Here is an 18,371-nt window from a genome sequence, read left to right on the forward strand (position 1 = left end):
CGGGTTAAAATAGAACATAAGTTCGAATTGGCGGTGAATGAAATGAATGAAATATCGAATCATCTATTAGAAGGGCTGAATGACGCGCAGAAAGAAGCGGTCAAAGCAACAGACGGGCCGCTGCTACTGATGGCAGGAGCAGGTAGTGGAAAAACACGAGTGCTCACGCATCGAATTGCGTATTTAATGGCAGAAAAGCATGTGGCACCGTGGAATATTTTAGCGATTACCTTTACAAATAAAGCAGCAAGAGAAATGCGTGAGCGTGTACAAGCCATTTTAGGGCCTGGTGCGGATGACATTTGGATTTCTACGTTCCACAGCATGTGTGTACGCATTTTACGACGCGATATTGACCGTATTGGTGTGAATCGCAACTTTTCTATATTAGACACATCTGATCAGCTTTCAGTCATTAAAAACATTTTAAAAGAACGAAATATCGATCCTAAAAAGTTTGATCCACGTAGCATTTTAGGTTCAATCAGTAGTGCAAAAAACGAACTCATTGACGCAGAGGAATACGCTAAAACTGCTGGTGATTTCTATGATCAAGTGGTCAGCGACGTCTACACAGATTATCAAAAACGATTACTCAAGAACCAATCACTCGATTTTGATGATCTTATTATGATGACGATTCGTCTGTTTGAGCGGATCCCTGAAGTATTAGAACACTATCAGCGAAAATTCCAATACATTCATGTCGATGAGTATCAGGATACAAACAGAGCGCAGTACATGCTTGTGAAATTGCTCGCTCAGCGTTTTCAAAATATATGTGTGGTCGGTGACTCGGATCAGTCTATCTATCGCTGGCGTGGAGCGGATATTACAAACATTCTTTCCTTTGAAAAAGATTATCCGTCCAGTGAAGTGATTTTGCTTGAGCAAAATTACAGATCGACTAAACGTATTCTGAATGCCGCAAACACGGTCATTCAAAACAATTCAAACCGTAAGCCAAAAAACCTTTGGACAGAAAATGACGAAGGAGCGAAGATTGCCTATTACCGTGCAGATAATGAATTCGGTGAAGGTCAATTTGTCGCTGGCAAGATTCGTCAGCTTCATCAGAGCGGCAAGCGTAAATTATCTGATTTTGCGATCCTCTATCGAACGAACGCTCAGTCACGTGTCATAGAGGAAACGTTAATGAAGGCGAACATTCAATACAACATCGTCGGCGGTACGAAGTTCTATGACAGAAAAGAGATCAAGGACATTTTGGCTTACTTACGCCTTGTGTCAAATCCAGATGACGATATTAGTTTTGCACGCATTGTCAACGTACCAAAGCGTGGAATTGGGGCGACTTCTGTTGATAAAATTGCCGCATACGCAGAAATGAATGATCTCTCTATGTTTGAAGCACTTGGTCAGGTGGATTTCATTGGACTCAGTGCAAGAGCAGCCAATGCACTTGATGAGTTCAAACAGCTCATTGATCAAATGACAAATATGCAGGATTATTTATCTGTCACAGAATTAACGGAAGAGATCCTAGAGAAAACAGGTTACCGTGAAGCGCTGAAGATCGAAAAAACGATTGAAGCACAAAGCCGTTTAGAAAATATTGACGAGTTTCTATCGGTCACTAAAAACTTTGAAGAACAAAATGAAGATAAATCACTTGTCACCTTCCTGACAGACCTCGCCCTCGTCGCAGACATTGATAAGCTGGATGAGGCTGAGGAAGAAGATCAGGATGCGGTCATTTTAATGACGCTTCACGCCGCAAAAGGGCTGGAATTCCCCGTTGTGTTCTTAATGGGCATGGAGGAAGGTGTCTTCCCGCACAGCCGTTCATTAATGGAAGATGCCGAGATGGAAGAAGAGCGCCGTCTCGCTTACGTGGGGATCACACGGGCCGAAGAAGAGCTTTATTTATCAAGTGCGAAGATGAGAACGTTATTCGGCCGGACGAACATGAATCTGGAATCACGATTTATCAGAGAAATACCAGCTGATTTATTGGACAACCTAAATGAGAAAAAAGAAACGAAAACACCGTTTGGCCAAACGAGAGAAAGACCGCAAAGACGAGGGCCTGTCTCACGTCCCCAAACGCAAACCATTCAAAACACAGGCGGCGGCAGCATTGGTTGGGCTGTCGGTGATAAAGCCGCTCATAAAAAATGGGGCGTTGGCACGGTTGTAAGTGTAAAAGGTAGTGGGGATAGTACAGAGCTTGATATTGCCTTCCCAAGCCCTACAGGCATTAAGCGTCTCCTTGCCGCATTTGCGCCAATCGAAAAGCAATAAACTGATAGGACTGACAAAACGGATGAAGTGAAAGGAAGAAGCAGATGGATAAAGAAGCAGCGAAACGCCGGATCGAGGAACTACACCAGATTTTGAATCAATACAACTACGAATATCACACACTGGATCGTCCAAGTGTTCCTGACGCTGAATATGATGCGCGGATGCGTGAGCTGATCTCTCTGGAGGAAGAATACCCTGATTTAAAAGCAGCCGATTCACCCTCGCAAAGAGTAGGAGGTGCTGTTTTAGACGCCTTCCAAAAAGTACGTCACGGTACACCGATGCTCAGTCTCGGCAATGCGTTTCATGAACAGGACCTTCTTGATTTTGACCGCCGGGTTCGTCAAGCAGTCGGTGACGACGTCGCTTACAATGTCGAGCTGAAAATTGACGGACTCGCTGTTTCTCTCCGTTATGAAAATGGCGTGTTTGTCCGGGGTGCCACGCGGGGTGATGGGACAACAGGTGAGGATATTACCGAGAACCTCAAAACCATTCGTTCCATCCCGCTCAAAATCAATCGGCCTCTGTCGATTGAAGTGAGAGGCGAGGCATTTATGCCAAAACCTTCTTTTGAAGCCCTTAACGAAAAAAGATTACAAAACGAAGAAGAGCCGTTTGCGAACCCGCGTAATGCGGCTGCTGGCTCACTTCGTCAGCTCGATACGAAAATTGCAGCGAAACGAAACCTTGATATCTTCGTCTACAGTATAGCGGAGCTTGATGAAATTGGTGTTGAAACGCAAAGCGCAGGACTTGATCTTCTCGATGAGCTTGGCTTTAAAACCAACAAAGAAAGACGGATGTGCCAAACCATTGAAGAAGTGATCGATCTCATTGAAACACTGAAAACAAAGCGTGCTGATTTCTCATACGAAATCGATGGCATTGTCATTAAAGTCAATTCATTGGCACAGCAAGAAGAACTAGGCTTCACAGCAAAAAGTCCACGCTGGGCTGTTGCGTACAAATTTCCGGCCGAAGAAGTCGTGACGAAGCTGATTGATATTGAACTAAGTGTTGGGCGTACTGGCGTCATCACACCAACAGCGATTCTTGAGCCTGTAAAAGTGGCAGGAACGACAGTGCAGCGTGCTTCTCTTCATAATGAAGATTTGATCAAAGAGAAGGATATCCGCCTTTTTGATCAAGTGATTGTCAAAAAAGCGGGCGATATTATCCCAGAGGTTGCAGGTGTCCTTGTCGATCAGCGAACAGGAGAAGAAAAGCCGTTTCACATGCCGACTGAATGTCCAGAGTGTCATAGTGAGCTGGTCAGAATAGAAGGAGAAGTGGCGCTTCGGTGCATCAATCCACAATGCCCCGCCCAAATACGTGAAGGACTCATTCACTTTGTGTCTCGTAATGCGATGAATATTGATGGGTTAGGGGAGCGAGTCATTACACAACTTTTCAAAGAACAGCTTGTCTCTCGTGTATCAGACCTGTACCGTTTAACAAAAGAAGAGTTGATTCAGCTAGAACGAATGGGCGAGAAATCAGTCGATAATTTACTGCGTTCGATCGAGCAATCGAAAGAAAACTCTCTTGAACGGTTATTATTTGGACTCGGTATTCGATTTATTGGTTCTAAAGCGGCGAAGACATTGGCCATGCACTTTGAGGATATCGATCAGTTAAAACAAGCGACGAAAGAGCAATTACTTGAAGTAGATGAAATTGGTGAAAAAATGGCCGATGCAGTCGTCACGTACTTTGAGAAAGAAGAAATACTAGATCTGCTAAATGAACTAAAAGAACTTGGTGTCAATATGACCTACACAGGGCCAAAACCGGTGAAAGTAGAAGAAAGTGATTCCTACTTTGCAGGAAAAACCATTGTGCTGACGGGAAAATTAGAAGAAATGTCTCGTAATGATGCAAAGGCAGCGATCGAAGCATTAGGCGGCAAGTTAGCAGGTAGCGTAAGTAAAAAAACAGACTTAGTCATTGCCGGCGAAGCAGCTGGAAGTAAGCTGACAAAGGCAGAAGAACTCAATATTGAAATTTGGGACGAAGCCAAAATGCTCGAGGAGCTAAAGAAATAAGAGGAGTGTTTTCTATTGAAAAAGTTGCTATTGCTGCTGACAATGCTCACACTGGTATTGTCAGCGTGTGCACCTTTTGGGGGAAAGGATGAGGAAGAGGTCACACAAAAAACGGATGAAACGAAAGAAACAGCGATCATCCCAATGTACAACATCTCTGATTCCTATTACAAAATGGTGCTGCCGTTTAAACAAGGAGCGGCAAGAGGACTAACTGCAGAGCGTCTCAATACACGCTTAGACATTGATGAATTTGAAACAGGACTCATGCGCCTGGCAACAGAATCATTCAATACAAACGACTATCTGTTCCAAGAAGGCCAGCATTTAGATGAAGATACTGTTCTCAGCTGGCTTGCCCGCAAAAAAACAGGCAGTGATCTGAAAAAAGCTGAAAAAGAAGACAAAGACTTTAAGAACTTAGGTTTAAACCCTGCTCTTCCAAACTCAGGTTCAACAAAGTCAAAAAATGAAAATAGTCCAATCTACTTAGCTTCCATGCTAGAGCATAATTACTTAATCAGAAAAGATAAAAATAGCTTACAGCTTGGCGGGGTTGTCATCGGTCTTGCGCTTAACTCTGTCTATTATTATCGCGAAAATATCGGGGATCCTCAGCAAGAGGTGACCATCGATTCATCGAAAAATTCAAAGAAACTTTTAGCAGAGGGCGAAAAAATTGCGGAACAAGTCATTAAACGACTTCGTCAAATGGACGGACTGCAAAAAGTCCCAGTCATGATTGCCCTTTATAAACAAGCGCCAAAATCATCTATTGTTCCAGGAAACTTCATCGCTAAAACCGATGTAAAAGCAGGATCAGCTGATATTGGCAGTTGGGATACGATTAAAGAAGAGAATGTCTTCTTCCCTTCAGATAATGCCAAGAGCAGCTACAAAGATGATTCAGAGCGATTTGACCGCTTCAAGACAAAGGTAGAAGACTACTTCCCGAATTACACGGGTGTGGTAGGCAAAGGTTTCTATAAAAACGGGAACTTGCAAAAAATGAAAGTAGAAATTCCAATGCAATTCTACGGAAAAACAGAAGTCGTGGCATTCACGCAATACTTAACAGGTGAAGTCATGGATTACTATAAGAGCACTAATATAGAAATCAACATCACCTCTTCTGATCAGCAAGAAGCCCTCATCACAAAAAATGCTGAAGATAAAGAACCAACGGTCCATATATATGACTAAATAAAAACCGCCTTTTGGCGGTTTTTTTATTTCTAATTAGAGGAATCTTTCAACTTTTGTCAAAGTATGTGAAGAAACCAAAAGGAAAGGCAGGTATGTTGATGCTCGTATAAATGCTGATTACCGTCATATATAAGTAAAAAGACGATAAAAGGAGAATCAGCATGCATAAAGAAGTAAAAGCACGATACGATGAACAAATGGTCTTAAAGAAAGCGGCTCTACTCTATCATTTTCAGCCAGAACAGGTCACATTTCTAGCCGATGCAGAAAATTATGTGTATGAATATACGGATGAAAAAGGGTCGAGTTATATATTGAAAATCACCCATACCATTCGCCGCTCCCGCACATATATTTTGGGAGAAATGGACTGGATTCGGTATTTATCTCAACATGGAATCTCAGTAGCTAAACCGGTTTTATCCACAAGAGGAAAAGATGTTGAAGCGATTCCCGATCAAGCAGGAGGCGCTTTTTTGCTGAGAGTGTACGAAAAGGCGCCCGGCAGAAAAGTGACCGAAGCAGATTGGAATGGACAGTTGTTTCAAGCGTTAGGAGCCTATACAGGGCGTATGCATCAAACGACTAAACAATATCAAGTGAAAGATCCTCGCTATAAGCGTCAAGAGTGGTATGAGGAGGAGCAATTAAAGCTTGAAACGTATATTCCTTCTGATCAAACGGTTGTGTTGCAGCGAAAAGATGAACTGATGCAAAAGCTTCACCAGCTCCGAATATCCAAGGATGTCTATGGACTGGTGCATGCGGATTTACATCACGGGAACTTCCACTATCATCATGGAGAAATCATTGCATTTGATTTTGATGATTGTGGGTATCACTGGTTTATCAACGATATGAGCATTTTGCTATACAACGTTCTTTGGTATCCGGTGATTCCGTATGAGGATAAAGCTGAATTTACGGGTGAATTTATGAGCCATTTTCTCAAAGGCTATCGACAGGAGAATGAGCTTGATGACGCATGGCTGGCGACAATACCAGATTTCCTTATGCTGCGTCATATGCTTATTTATGGGCTTTTACATCAAGCATTTGATCTCCGAACACTAAGCGCTGACGAAAGTGCCATGCTGGCGCGTTTTCGAAAGGAGATTGAGGACAAAACCCCAATTACGCCTTTTGACTTTCATCAGCTAACAACATAAATCGAAAGCCCCTTGCTGTTTCACATAGCAAGGGGCTTTTTATCCTACACCGTATCACACTTCACACCAACAACGCCTTCTAAATCTTTAATATCAAAGTACACATCGGTTGTATAGCGGTCTTTATGTACGCGAACACGTACTTCCATGATCGGATAGTCTTTTTCCTTTAAATCATCAATACGTACAGAATGAATCCGAATATTGAGTGCTTTCATTTCTTTTAAAATCTCTGTCATGCGGTTTCGATCAGAAAGTGACATTCTGATGCGGATTTCTTTTTCCTGTAAGCGAATGGGTCCAATTCGCTGGAAGAGCCAAGGTAAAAATTCCACACTGACGAGAATAAAGAAAAGACTGAGGAAGGCTTCTTTATAAAAACCTGCACCTGTTGCAACCCCAAGTCCTGCTGCTCCCCAAATCATCGCAGATGTCGTAAGACCTGAGATGACGTCATTGCTTTTGCGAAGAATCACACCTGCTCCAATAAAACCAACACCAGATATAATTTGCGCCGGTAACCTGAGTGGGTCCATTTGAAGCTTAGAGACTCGAGGGAAATTGTAGGCTGCATCAATGCTGATGATGGTTAATACGCAGGAGCTGACAGCAATGACAATACACGTTTTCAGCCCAAGCGGCTTTTTCTTAAGTTCGCGTTCAAGACCGATGATCAAACCGATTAAGGTGGCAACGGCTAATTTCAAGACCGTATCCCATTCAATTGTCCAAAACATGCGTATCGCTCCTTTCACTTCATGTACGTTTCACATCATGTATATGATCTTCTCACAGCCCATATGGCTGCACAACTTCTATTTTATTCAGAAACGGGAGAAAGAAAAGCATTTTATTGAAAAATAAAGAGAGTCATCCGCATAATGCAGATGACTCCTCATGTCTGGTTATTTTGTTTCTTCTTCGAGATGGTCTTCCATTTTACTAAATAGCTTTTTAGAAGCTTTAGACGGTTTATTTGTTAAGAGGCTGACAATAATAGCAGTCAAACCACTTAAAATAAATCCAGGAACCATTTCATACAATCCAGTCGTGTTGTTTAAGCCTGTTGAAATCCAAACGAGAACGACAACAGCTCCAACAATCATTCCGGCTAAAGCGCCATGATGATTCATTCGTTTCCAGTATAGACATAACAAGATGACGGGACCGAATGAAGATCCAAATCCAGCCCACGCATAACCGACAAGGTCAAGAATCGTATCACTTGGGTTTAGAGAGAGACCAATAGCAACAATCGCTACGACTAGTACAGAGATACGTCCAATCATCACAAGTTCTTTGTCAGAGGCTTTTCTTCTAAAGAATGTACGGTATAAATCCTCTGTCATCGCACTTGCAGTGACAAGCAGCTGAGAAGAAATTGAACTCATAATCGCAGCTAAAATGGCAGAAAGTAAAAATCCAGTAATATATGGATGGAATAACACTTTAGAAAACACAATAAAGATGGTTTCTGGGTCTGCCAAAGTGGTGCTTGTTTCATGAACATACGCCACGCCGACTAAACCGACAGATAGTGAACCAATGACAGACACAATCATCCAGCTCATACCGATACGACGTGCTGGCTTTAAATCTTTTACAGTCGTAATCGCCATAAAGCGAACAATAATGTGCGGCTGTCCAAAGTAACCGAGTCCCCAAGCGAGGAAGGAAATAATGCCAATGACGCTCGTTCCTCTAAAAATATCAAGCAATTTAGGGTCAATCTGTTGAATATCATTGAATGTGGCAACAGGTCCACCTAATTGAGTAAAGGCAACGATCGGCACGAGCACTAATGCTAAAAACATAATAGCTCCTTGAACAAAATCAGTTAAACTAACTGCCAAAAAGCCGCCGAATAGTGTGTACAAAATCACGATACTAGAAGTTAAGATTAAACCAAACATATAATCAGCACCAAACGCTGATTCAAATAAGCGTCCGCCTGATACCATACCTGATGAGGTGTAAAGTGTAAAGAAAATCATAATGATGACAGCTGAGACAGCTTTCAATAAAGTAGATGAGTCTTTAAACCGTTTGTCAAAAAAGTCTGGAATGGTAATCGCATCATCAGCAACTTCTGTGTACGATCTCAATCGTGGCGCTAGGAATAGATAGTTTAAGTAAGCACCACTAATTAAACCAACAGCAAGCCATCCAGATGAAAGGCCAGTTGTATACATAGCGCCTGGAAGCCCCATCAGCATCCACCCACTCATATCAGCTGCACCAGCAGATAGAGCCGTTACATAAGGACCTAACCCGCGTCCGCCTAACATATAATCATTCAAGTCATTTGTTTTTCTGAATGCATACCAGCCAATAGCCAGCATTCCAATAAAATAAATAGATAGAGAAATTACAATCTCAATACTCATGTTTCCATATCACCTTTTTCGTATTAATTTGACATCACCTCAATCAAAATATACAAAGAACAGCCTATTGAACTGCCTGCTCACTGCTATGGTTACTTAACCTATCAGAGTATTCCCAAGTGATCAACCTTCTTAAACATCCCCATCAGACAAAAAAATACGTGTATGCGTGATAAGCGTCTATATGTAAGCGTTTACTAAATTAAATAAAAGAAAAAATTTTCTGAAAAATAAAAAGTCAACTTGATGAATATTTTAGACACTGGCTGCACCACAATGACATATTAGTGGACAAAGCCTTTCTGGGCGTCCTCGTAAAGTTGCTTTAGAACAGTAAAATTTGATATGATAAAGTGTATATGACTTATGATCATGACCACGAACACGTATCATTTTTGGAGGTGAACCTGCATGTCAAGAATTTCAATAGAAGAAGTAAAGCATGTTGCGCATTTGGCACGGCTTGCGATTACAGAAGAAGAAGCTGAGATGTTTACAGAACAGCTTGATAGCATCATTTCATTTGCAGAGCAGTTAAACGAGGTAGATACGGAAAACGTTGAACCAACAACACACGTATTAAAAATGAAAAACGTCATGAGAGAAGATGTTCCGAATAAAGGTCTTTCCATTGAGGCAGTCATCAAAAACGCGCCTGATCATAAAGACGGCTATATTCGTGTGCCATCAATTTTGGACTAAAGGAGGCCTGAGGCATGTCACTGTTTGACCACAAAATTTCTGAATTAAAAGAGCTTTTACATAAAAAGGAACTGTCTGTTTCTGATTTAGTGGACGAGTCTTATAAACGAATCCATGAAGTAGACGGGAAAGTACAAGCATTCCTAGCGCTGGACGAAGAGAAAGCACGTGTGTACGCAAAGGAATTGGACGAGGCCGTTGGTGAAAAGGACGAGCTTGGTCTATTGTTCGGTATGCCGATCGGTGTCAAAGATAACATCGTGACGAAAGATTTACGTACAACGGCATCAAGTAAAATCTTGCAAAACTTCGATCCTATTTACGATGCAACCGTTGTGAACCGCTTAAGAGAAGCGGAAGCTGTCACAATCGGTAAATTAAACATGGACGAATTTGCGATGGGATCTTCTACGGAGAACTCAGGCTTCAAAGCAACGAAGAACCCGTGGAATTTAAACACCGTTCCAGGTGGGTCAAGTGGTGGCTCAGCAGCATCTGTTGCAGCTGGAGAAGTACCATTCTCTCTTGGATCAGATACAGGCGGCTCCATTCGCCAGCCGGCATCATTCTGTGGTGTTGTTGGTCTTAAACCAACGTATGGCCGTGTATCTAGATACGGTTTAATCGCATTTGCTTCATCATTAGATCAAATTGGGCCGATTACGCGTAATGTTGAGGACAACGCATATGTTCTTCAAGCGATTTCTGGTGTTGATCAAATGGACGCAACGAGTGCAAATGTCGATGTCCCAGATTTTCTTTCTTCATTAACTGGCGACATCAAAGGCTTGAAAATCGCTGTGCCAAAAGAATATCTTGGCGAAGGTGTTGGCGAAGAAGCAAAAGAGTCTGTTCTTCAAGCATTGAAAGTATTAGAAGGACTTGGTGCCACATGGGAAGAAGTGTCTCTTCCGCATTCTAAATATGCGCTTGCGACGTACTACTTACTGTCATCTTCAGAAGCATCTGCAAACCTTGCTCGTTTTGACGGTATTCGCTATGGCTACCGTACAGACAATGCAGACAACCTGATTGATTTATATAAAAATACCCGTTCTGAAGGCTTTGGAGACGAAGTGAAACGCCGCATCATGCTTGGCACATTCGCTCTAAGCTCAGGATATTACGATGCATACTATAAAAAAGCGCAAAAAGTCCGTACGCTGATCAAAAAAGACTTTGAAGATGTTTTCGAAAAGTATGATGTCATTGTAGGACCAACAACACCAACTCCGGCATTTAACATTGGTGAAAAGACAAGCGACCCACTCACAATGTATGCAAACGACATTTTAACGATCCCTGTTAACCTTGCAGGCGTTCCAGGAATCAGTGTACCTTGTGGATTTGCAAATGGTCTTCCGCTAGGACTACAAATCATCGGTAAACACTTTGATGAAGGAACCGTTTACCGCGTGGCTCACGCTTTCGAACAAGCAACAGATCATCATAAAGCAAAACCTGAACTGTAAGGGGTGAATCAGAATGAACTTTGAAACGGTAATTGGACTTGAAGTCCACGTAGAGCTCAAAACACAATCAAAAATTTTCTCAAGCTCACCGACGCCTTTTGGTGCGGCTGCCAATACGCAAACAAGTGTCATCGATCTTGGTTATCCTGGCGTACTGCCTGTGCTGAACAAAGAAGCGGTGAACTTTGCGATGAAAGCAGCAATGGCACTGAACTGTGAGATTGCAACTGATACAAAATTTGACCGTAAAAACTATTTCTATCCTGATAACCCAAAGGCGTATCAAATTTCTCAATTTGATAAACCGATCGGTGAAAACGGCTGGATTGAAATTGAAGTAGACGGCAAAACAAAACGAATTGGTATTACACGTCTTCATTTGGAAGAGGATGCAGGAAAACTGACGCACACAGGCGACGGTTATTCACTCGTCGATTTCAACCGTCAAGGAACACCACTTGTTGAAATCGTATCTGAGCCAGACATTCGTACGCCAGAAGAAGCGTATGCTTACTTAGAAAAATTAAAATCTATTATTCAATATACAGGCGTCTCTGACTGTAAGATGGAAGAAGGCTCACTGCGCTGTGATGCCAACATTTCTCTTCGTCCGATCGGCCGTGAAGAGTTTGGAACGAAAACAGAGCTGAAGAACTTAAACTCATTTGCTTTCGTCCAAAAAGGTCTTGAGTTCGAAGAAAAACGCCAAGAGCAAGTATTGCTTTCTGGCGGCTTGATCGAACAAGAAACTCGCCGCTATGACGAAGCGTCTAAAAAGACGATCCTCATGCGTGTCAAAGAAGGTTCTGATGATTACCGCTACTTCCCAGAACCAGATTTAGTGGAGCTGTATATTGATGACGAGTGGAAAGAACGCGTAAGAGCATCCATTCCAGAGCTTCCAGACGAGCGCCGCAAACGCTACATTGATGAACTTGGACTTCCTGCATATGACGCAATGGTACTGACGCTGACAAAAGAAATGTCTGATTTCTTTGAAGCGACCATTTCAGAAGGTGCTGAAGCGAAGCAAGCATCAAACTGGCTCATGGGTGAAGTATCTGCCTACTTGAACTCGGCTCAAAAAGAGCTGGAAGATACGAAGCTAACGCCGCAAGGACTGGCTGGCATGATCAAGCTTATCGAAAAAGGAACGATTTCTTCTAAGATTGCCAAAAAGGTATTTAAAGAACTTATCGAAAATGGGGGCGACGCAGAAACAATCGTCAAAGAAAAAGGACTTGTCCAAATTTCTGACGAAGGTGCACTGCTCAAACTTGTCACAGAAGCTCTTGATAACAACCCGCAATCCATTGAAGACTTCAAAAATGGAAAAGACCGCGCAATTGGTTTCTTAGTCGGACAAATCATGAAAGCATCGAAGGGCCAAGCAAACCCGCCGATGGTCAACAAGATTCTTCTTGAAGAAATCAAAAAACGATAAATCGCAAAAACCGCCTCATGGAAGAGGCGGTTTTTTTGTTGATGGATATGACAGGGTCTTATCACAGATTCAGACCACCGCCGTATATCAATTCATTGGTTCTTTTTTTATAATGAAGCATAAGCTTTAGCACATATTCGAAGGGGATAAAGGTGAACTAAAGTGAACATCGCCACGTATTGTCATTGGAGGAATAGCTTCAATTGTTCCACAGCTCTTTGGACAGCGGAGTCCTCACACGTTTCTAAATTTGTCAGCATCCCTTGAATGACCGGCTTGCGAGGCTCATCTTTGGCCAATTCTTCTTCAATAACTTCAATGGATACAAGGGTATCATCCGAAAGCAGATGCTCAGATTTTAACAATCGAAGCTCTTCTTGAAGAGTAGCGGCATTTGGCGCTTCGTCATCCCAAATGTTTTGCTTTAGAATCGGCTTCGCATGAGAACGGAGAAGCCCATGCACCAAATCATCAAATCGATCGAGAATAAAGGATGAGAGCTCATCACATGATAATTGCATCTGATCTTGCAAAAGCAGTACCTGCACATAAGATTGGATGATTCCTTGAATCATGACTGACAGGTCAGTTATGTATGGTTCGATCTCCTGTCCATACGTGGTCAAAATAGAAATTTGGATTTCATCATTCATCTGCTTTTTAACCGTTTTGGAATACTTTTTAATTTGCTGGTTTTCCGGAATAATGTTCTCGCTGAGGATCAAAATGATAAAATCCTTGTTCTCAGTAAAGTGCTGGAACTGTTCAGCGATTTGTTTCTGAAAGATATCTCTAGGCGCAAGATGTTGATTTTCTTTTCGAATCTTTTCAATACTTTGCATAGACGTGTCGATATAATATTCAAACGCTCTGTTGAAAAGCTGTTCTTTTGATTTGAAATGCAAATAAAATGCACCTTTAGAAATTCCGCATTCATCTGCAATTTCCTGAATGGTCGTAGAAGAAAAACCTTTTTTCGCAAACAACTGAATGCTTGCTTTAATGATTTTTTCTTTTTTTTCGTTCATGAAATAAGGCCCCTTCAGCTTTAGAATGTTACGTCAAACGCAAGTGAAATGGTTGACGGCATTGTATATCACCGTTTATTATGATATAGAATGACCAGTCAGTCAATACATAAAGGAAAATGGAGGACATAATGAATTCGATCATCAATTTTGTATTAAAGAACAAGTTCGCTGTATGGCTCATGACGATTATCGTAACAGTTGCTGGTCTATATGCCGGATTGAATATGAAACAAGAATCAATCCCGAATATCAACACTCCAGTCATTACGGTTTCTACAACGTATCCTGGCGCAACGCCGGACGAAGTATCAGATAAGGTGACAGACCCAATTGAGAAGTCGATACAAAATCTCAATGGGGTGAATGTGGTCACTTCTAATTCTTTTGAAAATGCCTCATCGATTCAAATCGAGTACGATTACAATAAAGATATGGATGAAGCAAAGAAGGAAATTGAAGATGCCATTAGCAATATCAATTTTCCAGAAAATGCAGAAAAACCAAAAATCACACGTTTTAGCATCAATGCGATTCCAATCTTAGCTCTAAGTGTTTCCGGTGATAAAGAATCATTACAAGACCTGACACAAAAAGTGGAAAATGATCTTATTCCTTCTCTTCAAAGCTTAGAGGGTGTCTCGTCTGTCGAAGCTTCTGGACAACAAATCAAAGAAGTAGAATTTTCTTTTAAACAAAAGAAATTGAAGGAATATGGTTTAGATGAAGAAACTGTCCAAAACATGATCAAAGGCTCTGATGTCAATGTACCTTTAGGGTTATACACATTTGGCAACAAGCAAAAATCAGTCGTAGTGGATGGCAATATTTTAAGTGTTAAAGATTTGAAAAACATGCGAATTCCTGTCACACCAAGTGCAAGCGCAGGAGCTGGTGCATCTGCTAGCGGCTCAGGAAATGCAGGAGCTCAAGGTGCTGATCAACAGGCGGGAAGTGCAAGTCAGCAGCAAGCAGCAGCAGCTCAGCAACAAACTGGTGCAGCAAGCGGTCAATCTGTAGAGCTGCCGACGATCAAACTTTCTGAGATTGCAGATATTAAAGTCGTGAAAGATGCAGAATCGATTTCTAGAACGAACGGAAAAGACAGTATCGGTTTGCAAATTGTCAAAGGCTCTGATGCCAACACAGTGAGTGTAGCAGAAGCAGTCACAAAAGAACTTGATACATTCAAGAAAGACAATAAAGGAATCAAAGTCAGCACGACATATGATCAAGCAGAGCCGATTAAAGAATCTGTCAGCACAATGCTGAACAAGGCGATCATCGGAGCAATCTTTGCGATCATTATCATCATGTTGTTCCTTCGAGATATCAAATCAACATTAATTTCGGTCATCTCCATTCCGTTATCCCTGTTGATTGCTGTTTTATTATTAAATCAGCTGGATATCACATTAAATATCATGACACTTGGTGCCATGACAGTCGCCATTGGACGTGTTGTCGATGACTCGATTGTTGTCATAGAAAACATCTATCGACGAATGGCGTTAAAGGATGAACCGTTAAAGGGCAAAGCACTCGTTAGAGAAGCCACAAAAGAAATGTTTATTCCGATTATGTCTTCGACGATTGTCACAATTGCGGTATTCTTGCCATTAGCGCTAGTGGGTGGAATGATTGGTGAACTATTCATCCCATTTGCATTAACCATTGTGTTTGCTCTAATGGCTTCACTACTTGTCGCCATTACAATCGTTCCAATGATGGCTCACAGCCTATTTAAAAAGAACCTGTACGGCAAAGCGAAAAAGGTGAAAGAACACAAACCAAGCAAACTTGCTGGTGGTTATAGACGTGTACTCAATTGGACATTGAACCATAAATGGATCACGTCAGGAATTGCGATTTTGATGCTGGTCGGAAGCTTATTCCTCGCACCACTTGTCGGTGTCAGCTTCTTACCACAGGAAGCAGAAAAAACGGCAATGGTGACATACACGCCAGAGCCTGGACAAACGAGAGAACAAGCCATTGCTGAAACGAAAAAGGCAGAAGATTACTTAATGAAACGTGATCATGTCAATACGGTTCAATATTCATTAGGCTCTTCAAATGCAATGACAGCAAGTGTTGGCGGAAACTCTAACGGTGCATTATTCTTCGTACAATACGACGAGGACACACCGAACTTTGATAAAGAAAAAGATCGTATGGTTAAAGCCCTTCAAGACAAAACGTCTAAAGGGGAATGGAAATCACAAGACTTCTCATCTGCTGGCGCAAGCAATACAGTGACGTACTATGTGTACGGTGACAAAGCAAGTGATATTGAAGGCACAGTCAAAGATGTCGAGAACATTTTAAAAGATGAAAAGAACTTGAAAAACGTCAGCACAAGCTTATCTGAGAAATATGACGAATATACGTTTAATGCAGATCAAGAAAAACTGGCGAAACTAGGCTTAACCGCTTCACAAATCGCACAGGCGATCGCTCCTCAAAGTAATGAAACAACGTTGACGAAAGTAACAGAGGACGGCAAAGAACTAGATGTGAAGCTTCAAACCGAAAAAGATGAATACAAGAGTAAAAAAGATCTAGAGAATAAAAAGATCACAACACCAACAGGACAACAAGTTCGAATTGGCGATGTGGTGAAAGTGAAAGATGGCACAACAGCAAACACTGTGACAAAGCGGGATGGGAAGATTTACGCTGAAGTATCTGGTGACATGACAACAGACGACGTATCAAGTGTGACACAAGATGTTCAGAAGAAAGTTGACAAGCTTGATTTAAAATCTGGCGTTACGATTGATACAGGCGGTGTAAGTGCGGATATTGAGGAATCCTTTACACAGCTAGGACTCGCAATGCTTGCAGCGATTGCGATTGTATACCTCGTTCTCGTCATTACATTTGGCGGAGGTCTTGCACCATTTGCGATTCTGTTCTCACTTCCATTTACGGTTATTGGGGCACTCGTTGGATTGTTTGTAGCGAAAGAAACCATCAGTTTAAATGCCATGATTGGATTGCTGATGCTAATCGGAATCGTTGTAACAAATGCCATTGTCTTGATTGACCGAGTGATTCATAAAGAAAAAGAAGGACTTTCAACAAGAGAAGCCTTACTTGAAGCAGGTACAACAAGATTACGCCCAATCTTAATGACGGCACTTGCGACAATTGGTGCATTGCTGCCACTCGCATTAGGTTTTGAAGGCGGAAGTCAGATCGTATCAAAAGGACTTGGCGTCACCGTTATTGGCGGTTTAACAAGTTCTACACTTCTCACATTGGTCATCGTGCCAATCGTGTATGAAATCTTAAGCAAGTTTAGACGTAAGAAAAAGTACGCTGAAGAAGAGTAAGAGGAAGCCCCGCTCATGAGCGGGGCTTCAGCGTGTAGACAAACCCTCGCATTCTTGGTCAGTCCTGCGTGCTGGTGCTCACGAATGTCAAATTCGCTATGCGCCGGTACTCGTCCTTCCTAGAATGCAAAGGTTTTCTATCACGCTGAAAAGAAGACACAGGGCTAAAATCAAGTTCATTTTAGCCCTGTGTCAACAATTTGAGCCCCGCTAATAAGCGGGGCTTTTTTATGATGAAATCTGACAAACCGCTTTTCTCATCAGCTCTTCAAATGCCTCGAAAAAGGCATCCCGATCGACGTGGTCAATGACTTGAATCGATTTTCCATCTGGATGTTCTTCAGTACGTCCTTGTCTTGGTGTTTCGGTATAAACAATTGCATTCATTTCTTTTGAACGGGTAAATGAGGTGGATGCAAGAGTGATCGTTGTCAGCACATCCCATAAGTAGTAAGTCGAGTTCGTTTCGTGATGAATGAGAGGCGGACAAAAGGCATAACATTGTCCAATAAAGTCAATCCCGATGTGAGAGCGAAGGGAAGCCCAGCGTTGACGGACATCGAGTGTGAGCGGGACTTGATTCGTGCTTTCCAGTGCGACCATTTCAATTGGAAAACGCTCTTGAAATACGGTGCTCACAGCATAAGGGTCCCAAAAGGCATTCCATTCTGCTGTTCCATCATGTTCGGGTTCTTCGACATTGCCTTTTTCAAGGAATGTGCCGCCCATCCACACCAGTTTCTCAATTTTATTTGAGATGGAAGGATCTTCTTCTAAGGCGCGTGCAAGGTCTGTGAGCGGTCCTGTAAAGAGCAGCGTAACAGGTTCGGTTGACTTTTTCACCGTTTCAATCAGGTGAAGATGTGCAGGAAGCTTAGATACTTTTGTATCAACAGCGCCTTTTTCATTTAAAATCGGCAGGGCATCTACATAAAAAGCATGCATGCGCCATTCCTTTGGAAAAGGATTCACACCTCTAGAATTGGAAGCGGCTACTTCAATCTCATAAGGGCTAAAACGATCAATAATTTTCTGAGAGGCGCTCAGCGCAGGCTCTAAATAACAATCAGCAGGAATCACAGACGTCCCGATCACTTTCAGGTGTTCCATTTGAAGAAGCAGAAATAAGGACACGAGATCATCAACACCGCCGTCATGATTGAAATAGACAGGCTTTTTCATGGCATACCATCCTTTTCATCGTTTTCTTTTATCTTATCAGAATGCTGATCTGCTGAGGGAAACGTACCGTGAGATTTCAAATATTAGGGGGTTGTTCTGTTGCCATTTTCAAATCTCATAGTATAAT

General features: G+C 42.0%; 12 protein-coding genes. 8 read left to right on the top strand and 4 right to left on the bottom strand.

The genetic code is table 11. The annotated features are described in order from the left end of the window. Positions 1-42: 42 nt before the first annotated feature. From pcrA to NST15_RS03400, 4 genes are all read left to right on the top strand, one after another. Positions 43-2,265, top strand: a complete 2,223-nt coding sequence (gene pcrA, locus NST15_RS03385; protein WP_039168527.1) for a DNA helicase PcrA — start codon at positions 43-45, stop codon at positions 2,263-2,265. A 44-nt stretch (positions 2,266-2,309) separates the two neighbouring features. Continuing rightward, the gene (ligA, locus tag NST15_RS03390; protein ID WP_007496867.1) at positions 2,310-4,316 is read left to right on the top strand and encodes an NAD-dependent DNA ligase LigA; all 2,007 of its coding nucleotides are present in this window, start codon (positions 2,310-2,312) and stop codon (positions 4,314-4,316) included. 42 nt (positions 4,317-4,358) lie between these two features. Then, positions 4,359-5,519, top strand: coding sequence for a CamS family sex pheromone protein (locus NST15_RS03395; protein ID WP_223255677.1), 1,161 nt, complete (start codon positions 4,359-4,361; stop codon positions 5,517-5,519). A 164-nt stretch (positions 5,520-5,683) separates the two neighbouring features. Next, a complete protein-coding gene (locus tag NST15_RS03400) occupies positions 5,684-6,691 on the top strand; it encodes a phosphotransferase (protein WP_008344249.1) in 1,008 nt (335 codons plus the stop codon). A gap of 44 nt (positions 6,692-6,735) precedes the next feature. On the opposite strand, the gene NST15_RS03405 is transcribed toward NST15_RS03400, so the two are convergent. Continuing rightward, positions 6,736-7,434: an MgtC/SapB family protein gene (locus NST15_RS03405; RefSeq protein WP_169476135.1), complete on the bottom strand. Its 699-nt coding sequence runs from the start codon at positions 7,432-7,434 to the stop codon at positions 6,736-6,738. 162 nt (positions 7,435-7,596) lie between these two features. Then, positions 7,597-9,078 (bottom strand): sodium/proline symporter PutP, encoded by a 1,482-nt coding sequence (putP, locus tag NST15_RS03410; RefSeq protein WP_019743299.1) that lies wholly within the window; start codon positions 9,076-9,078, stop codon positions 7,597-7,599. A 411-nt stretch (positions 9,079-9,489) separates the two neighbouring features. Between putP and gatC the strand changes: the two genes are divergently transcribed. Genes gatC through gatB form a run of 3 tightly spaced genes read left to right on the top strand, consistent with a single transcriptional unit; the run spans position 9,490 to position 12,696 of the window. Then, positions 9,490-9,780, top strand: a complete 291-nt coding sequence (gene gatC, locus NST15_RS03415) for an Asp-tRNA(Asn)/Glu-tRNA(Gln) amidotransferase subunit GatC (RefSeq protein WP_003213898.1) — start codon at positions 9,490-9,492, stop codon at positions 9,778-9,780. Positions 9,781-9,794: 14 nt separating this feature from the next. Further along, complete coding sequence (gene gatA / locus NST15_RS03420) at positions 9,795-11,252, top strand: Asp-tRNA(Asn)/Glu-tRNA(Gln) amidotransferase subunit GatA (RefSeq protein ID WP_268439381.1); 1,458 nt, start codon at positions 9,795-9,797, stop codon at positions 11,250-11,252. 13 nt (positions 11,253-11,265) lie between these two features. Continuing rightward, complete coding sequence (gene gatB / locus NST15_RS03425; RefSeq protein WP_007496855.1) at positions 11,266-12,696, top strand: Asp-tRNA(Asn)/Glu-tRNA(Gln) amidotransferase subunit GatB; 1,431 nt, start codon at positions 11,266-11,268, stop codon at positions 12,694-12,696. A gap of 182 nt (positions 12,697-12,878) precedes the next feature. Here gatB and NST15_RS03430 read toward each other — a convergent pair whose 3' ends face one another. Beyond that, positions 12,879-13,724 carry a TetR/AcrR family transcriptional regulator gene (locus NST15_RS03430; RefSeq protein ID WP_113747743.1) on the bottom strand — a complete coding sequence of 282 codons (846 nt, stop codon included), beginning with the start codon at positions 13,722-13,724 and terminating at the stop codon, positions 12,879-12,881. A gap of 131 nt (positions 13,725-13,855) precedes the next feature. Between NST15_RS03430 and NST15_RS03435 the strand changes: the two genes are divergently transcribed. After that, positions 13,856-17,062 (top strand): efflux RND transporter permease subunit, encoded by a 3,207-nt coding sequence (locus NST15_RS03435; protein ID WP_342498857.1) that lies wholly within the window; start codon positions 13,856-13,858, stop codon positions 17,060-17,062. Between the two features lie 228 nt (positions 17,063-17,290). On the opposite strand, the gene NST15_RS03440 is transcribed toward NST15_RS03435, so the two are convergent. Next, entirely contained in the window at positions 17,291-18,244 is a 954-nt protein-coding gene (locus tag NST15_RS03440) for a nucleoside hydrolase (RefSeq protein WP_007496847.1), read from the bottom strand. Between the last annotated feature and the right edge of the window lie 127 nt (positions 18,245-18,371).

The organism is Bacillus sp. FSL R5-0820, assembly GCF_038593385.1.
In the GTDB taxonomy this organism is placed as follows: Bacteria; Bacillota; Bacilli; order Bacillales; family Bacillaceae; genus Bacillus; species Bacillus altitudinis.

What these genes read in the sequence shown, in the direction of transcription:
- gatB (WP_007496855.1), top strand. Translation starts at nt 11,266, where the DNA reads ATGAACTTTGAAACGGTAATTGGACTTGAAGTCCACGTAGAGCTCAAA.
- gatA (WP_268439381.1), top strand. Translation starts at nt 9,795, where the DNA reads ATGTCACTGTTTGACCACAAAATTTCTGAATTAAAAGAGCTTTTACAT.
- NST15_RS03395 (WP_223255677.1), top strand. Translation starts at nt 4,359, where the DNA reads ATGCTCACACTGGTATTGTCAGCGTGTGCACCTTTTGGGGGAAAGGAT.
- NST15_RS03430 (WP_113747743.1), bottom strand. Translation starts at nt 13,724, where the DNA reads ATGAACGAAAAAAAAGAAAAAATCATTAAAGCAAGCATTCAGTTGTTT.
- pcrA (WP_039168527.1), top strand. Translation starts at nt 43, where the DNA reads ATGAATGAAATATCGAATCATCTATTAGAAGGGCTGAATGACGCGCAG.
- ligA (WP_007496867.1), top strand. Translation starts at nt 2,310, where the DNA reads ATGGATAAAGAAGCAGCGAAACGCCGGATCGAGGAACTACACCAGATT.
- NST15_RS03435 (WP_342498857.1), top strand. Translation starts at nt 13,856, where the DNA reads ATGAATTCGATCATCAATTTTGTATTAAAGAACAAGTTCGCTGTATGG.
- NST15_RS03440 (WP_007496847.1), bottom strand. Translation starts at nt 18,244, where the DNA reads ATGAAAAAGCCTGTCTATTTCAATCATGACGGCGGTGTTGATGATCTC.
- gatC (WP_003213898.1), top strand. Translation starts at nt 9,490, where the DNA reads ATGTCAAGAATTTCAATAGAAGAAGTAAAGCATGTTGCGCATTTGGCA.
- NST15_RS03400 (WP_008344249.1), top strand. Translation starts at nt 5,684, where the DNA reads ATGCATAAAGAAGTAAAAGCACGATACGATGAACAAATGGTCTTAAAG.
- putP (WP_019743299.1), bottom strand. Translation starts at nt 9,078, where the DNA reads ATGAGTATTGAGATTGTAATTTCTCTATCTATTTATTTTATTGGAATG.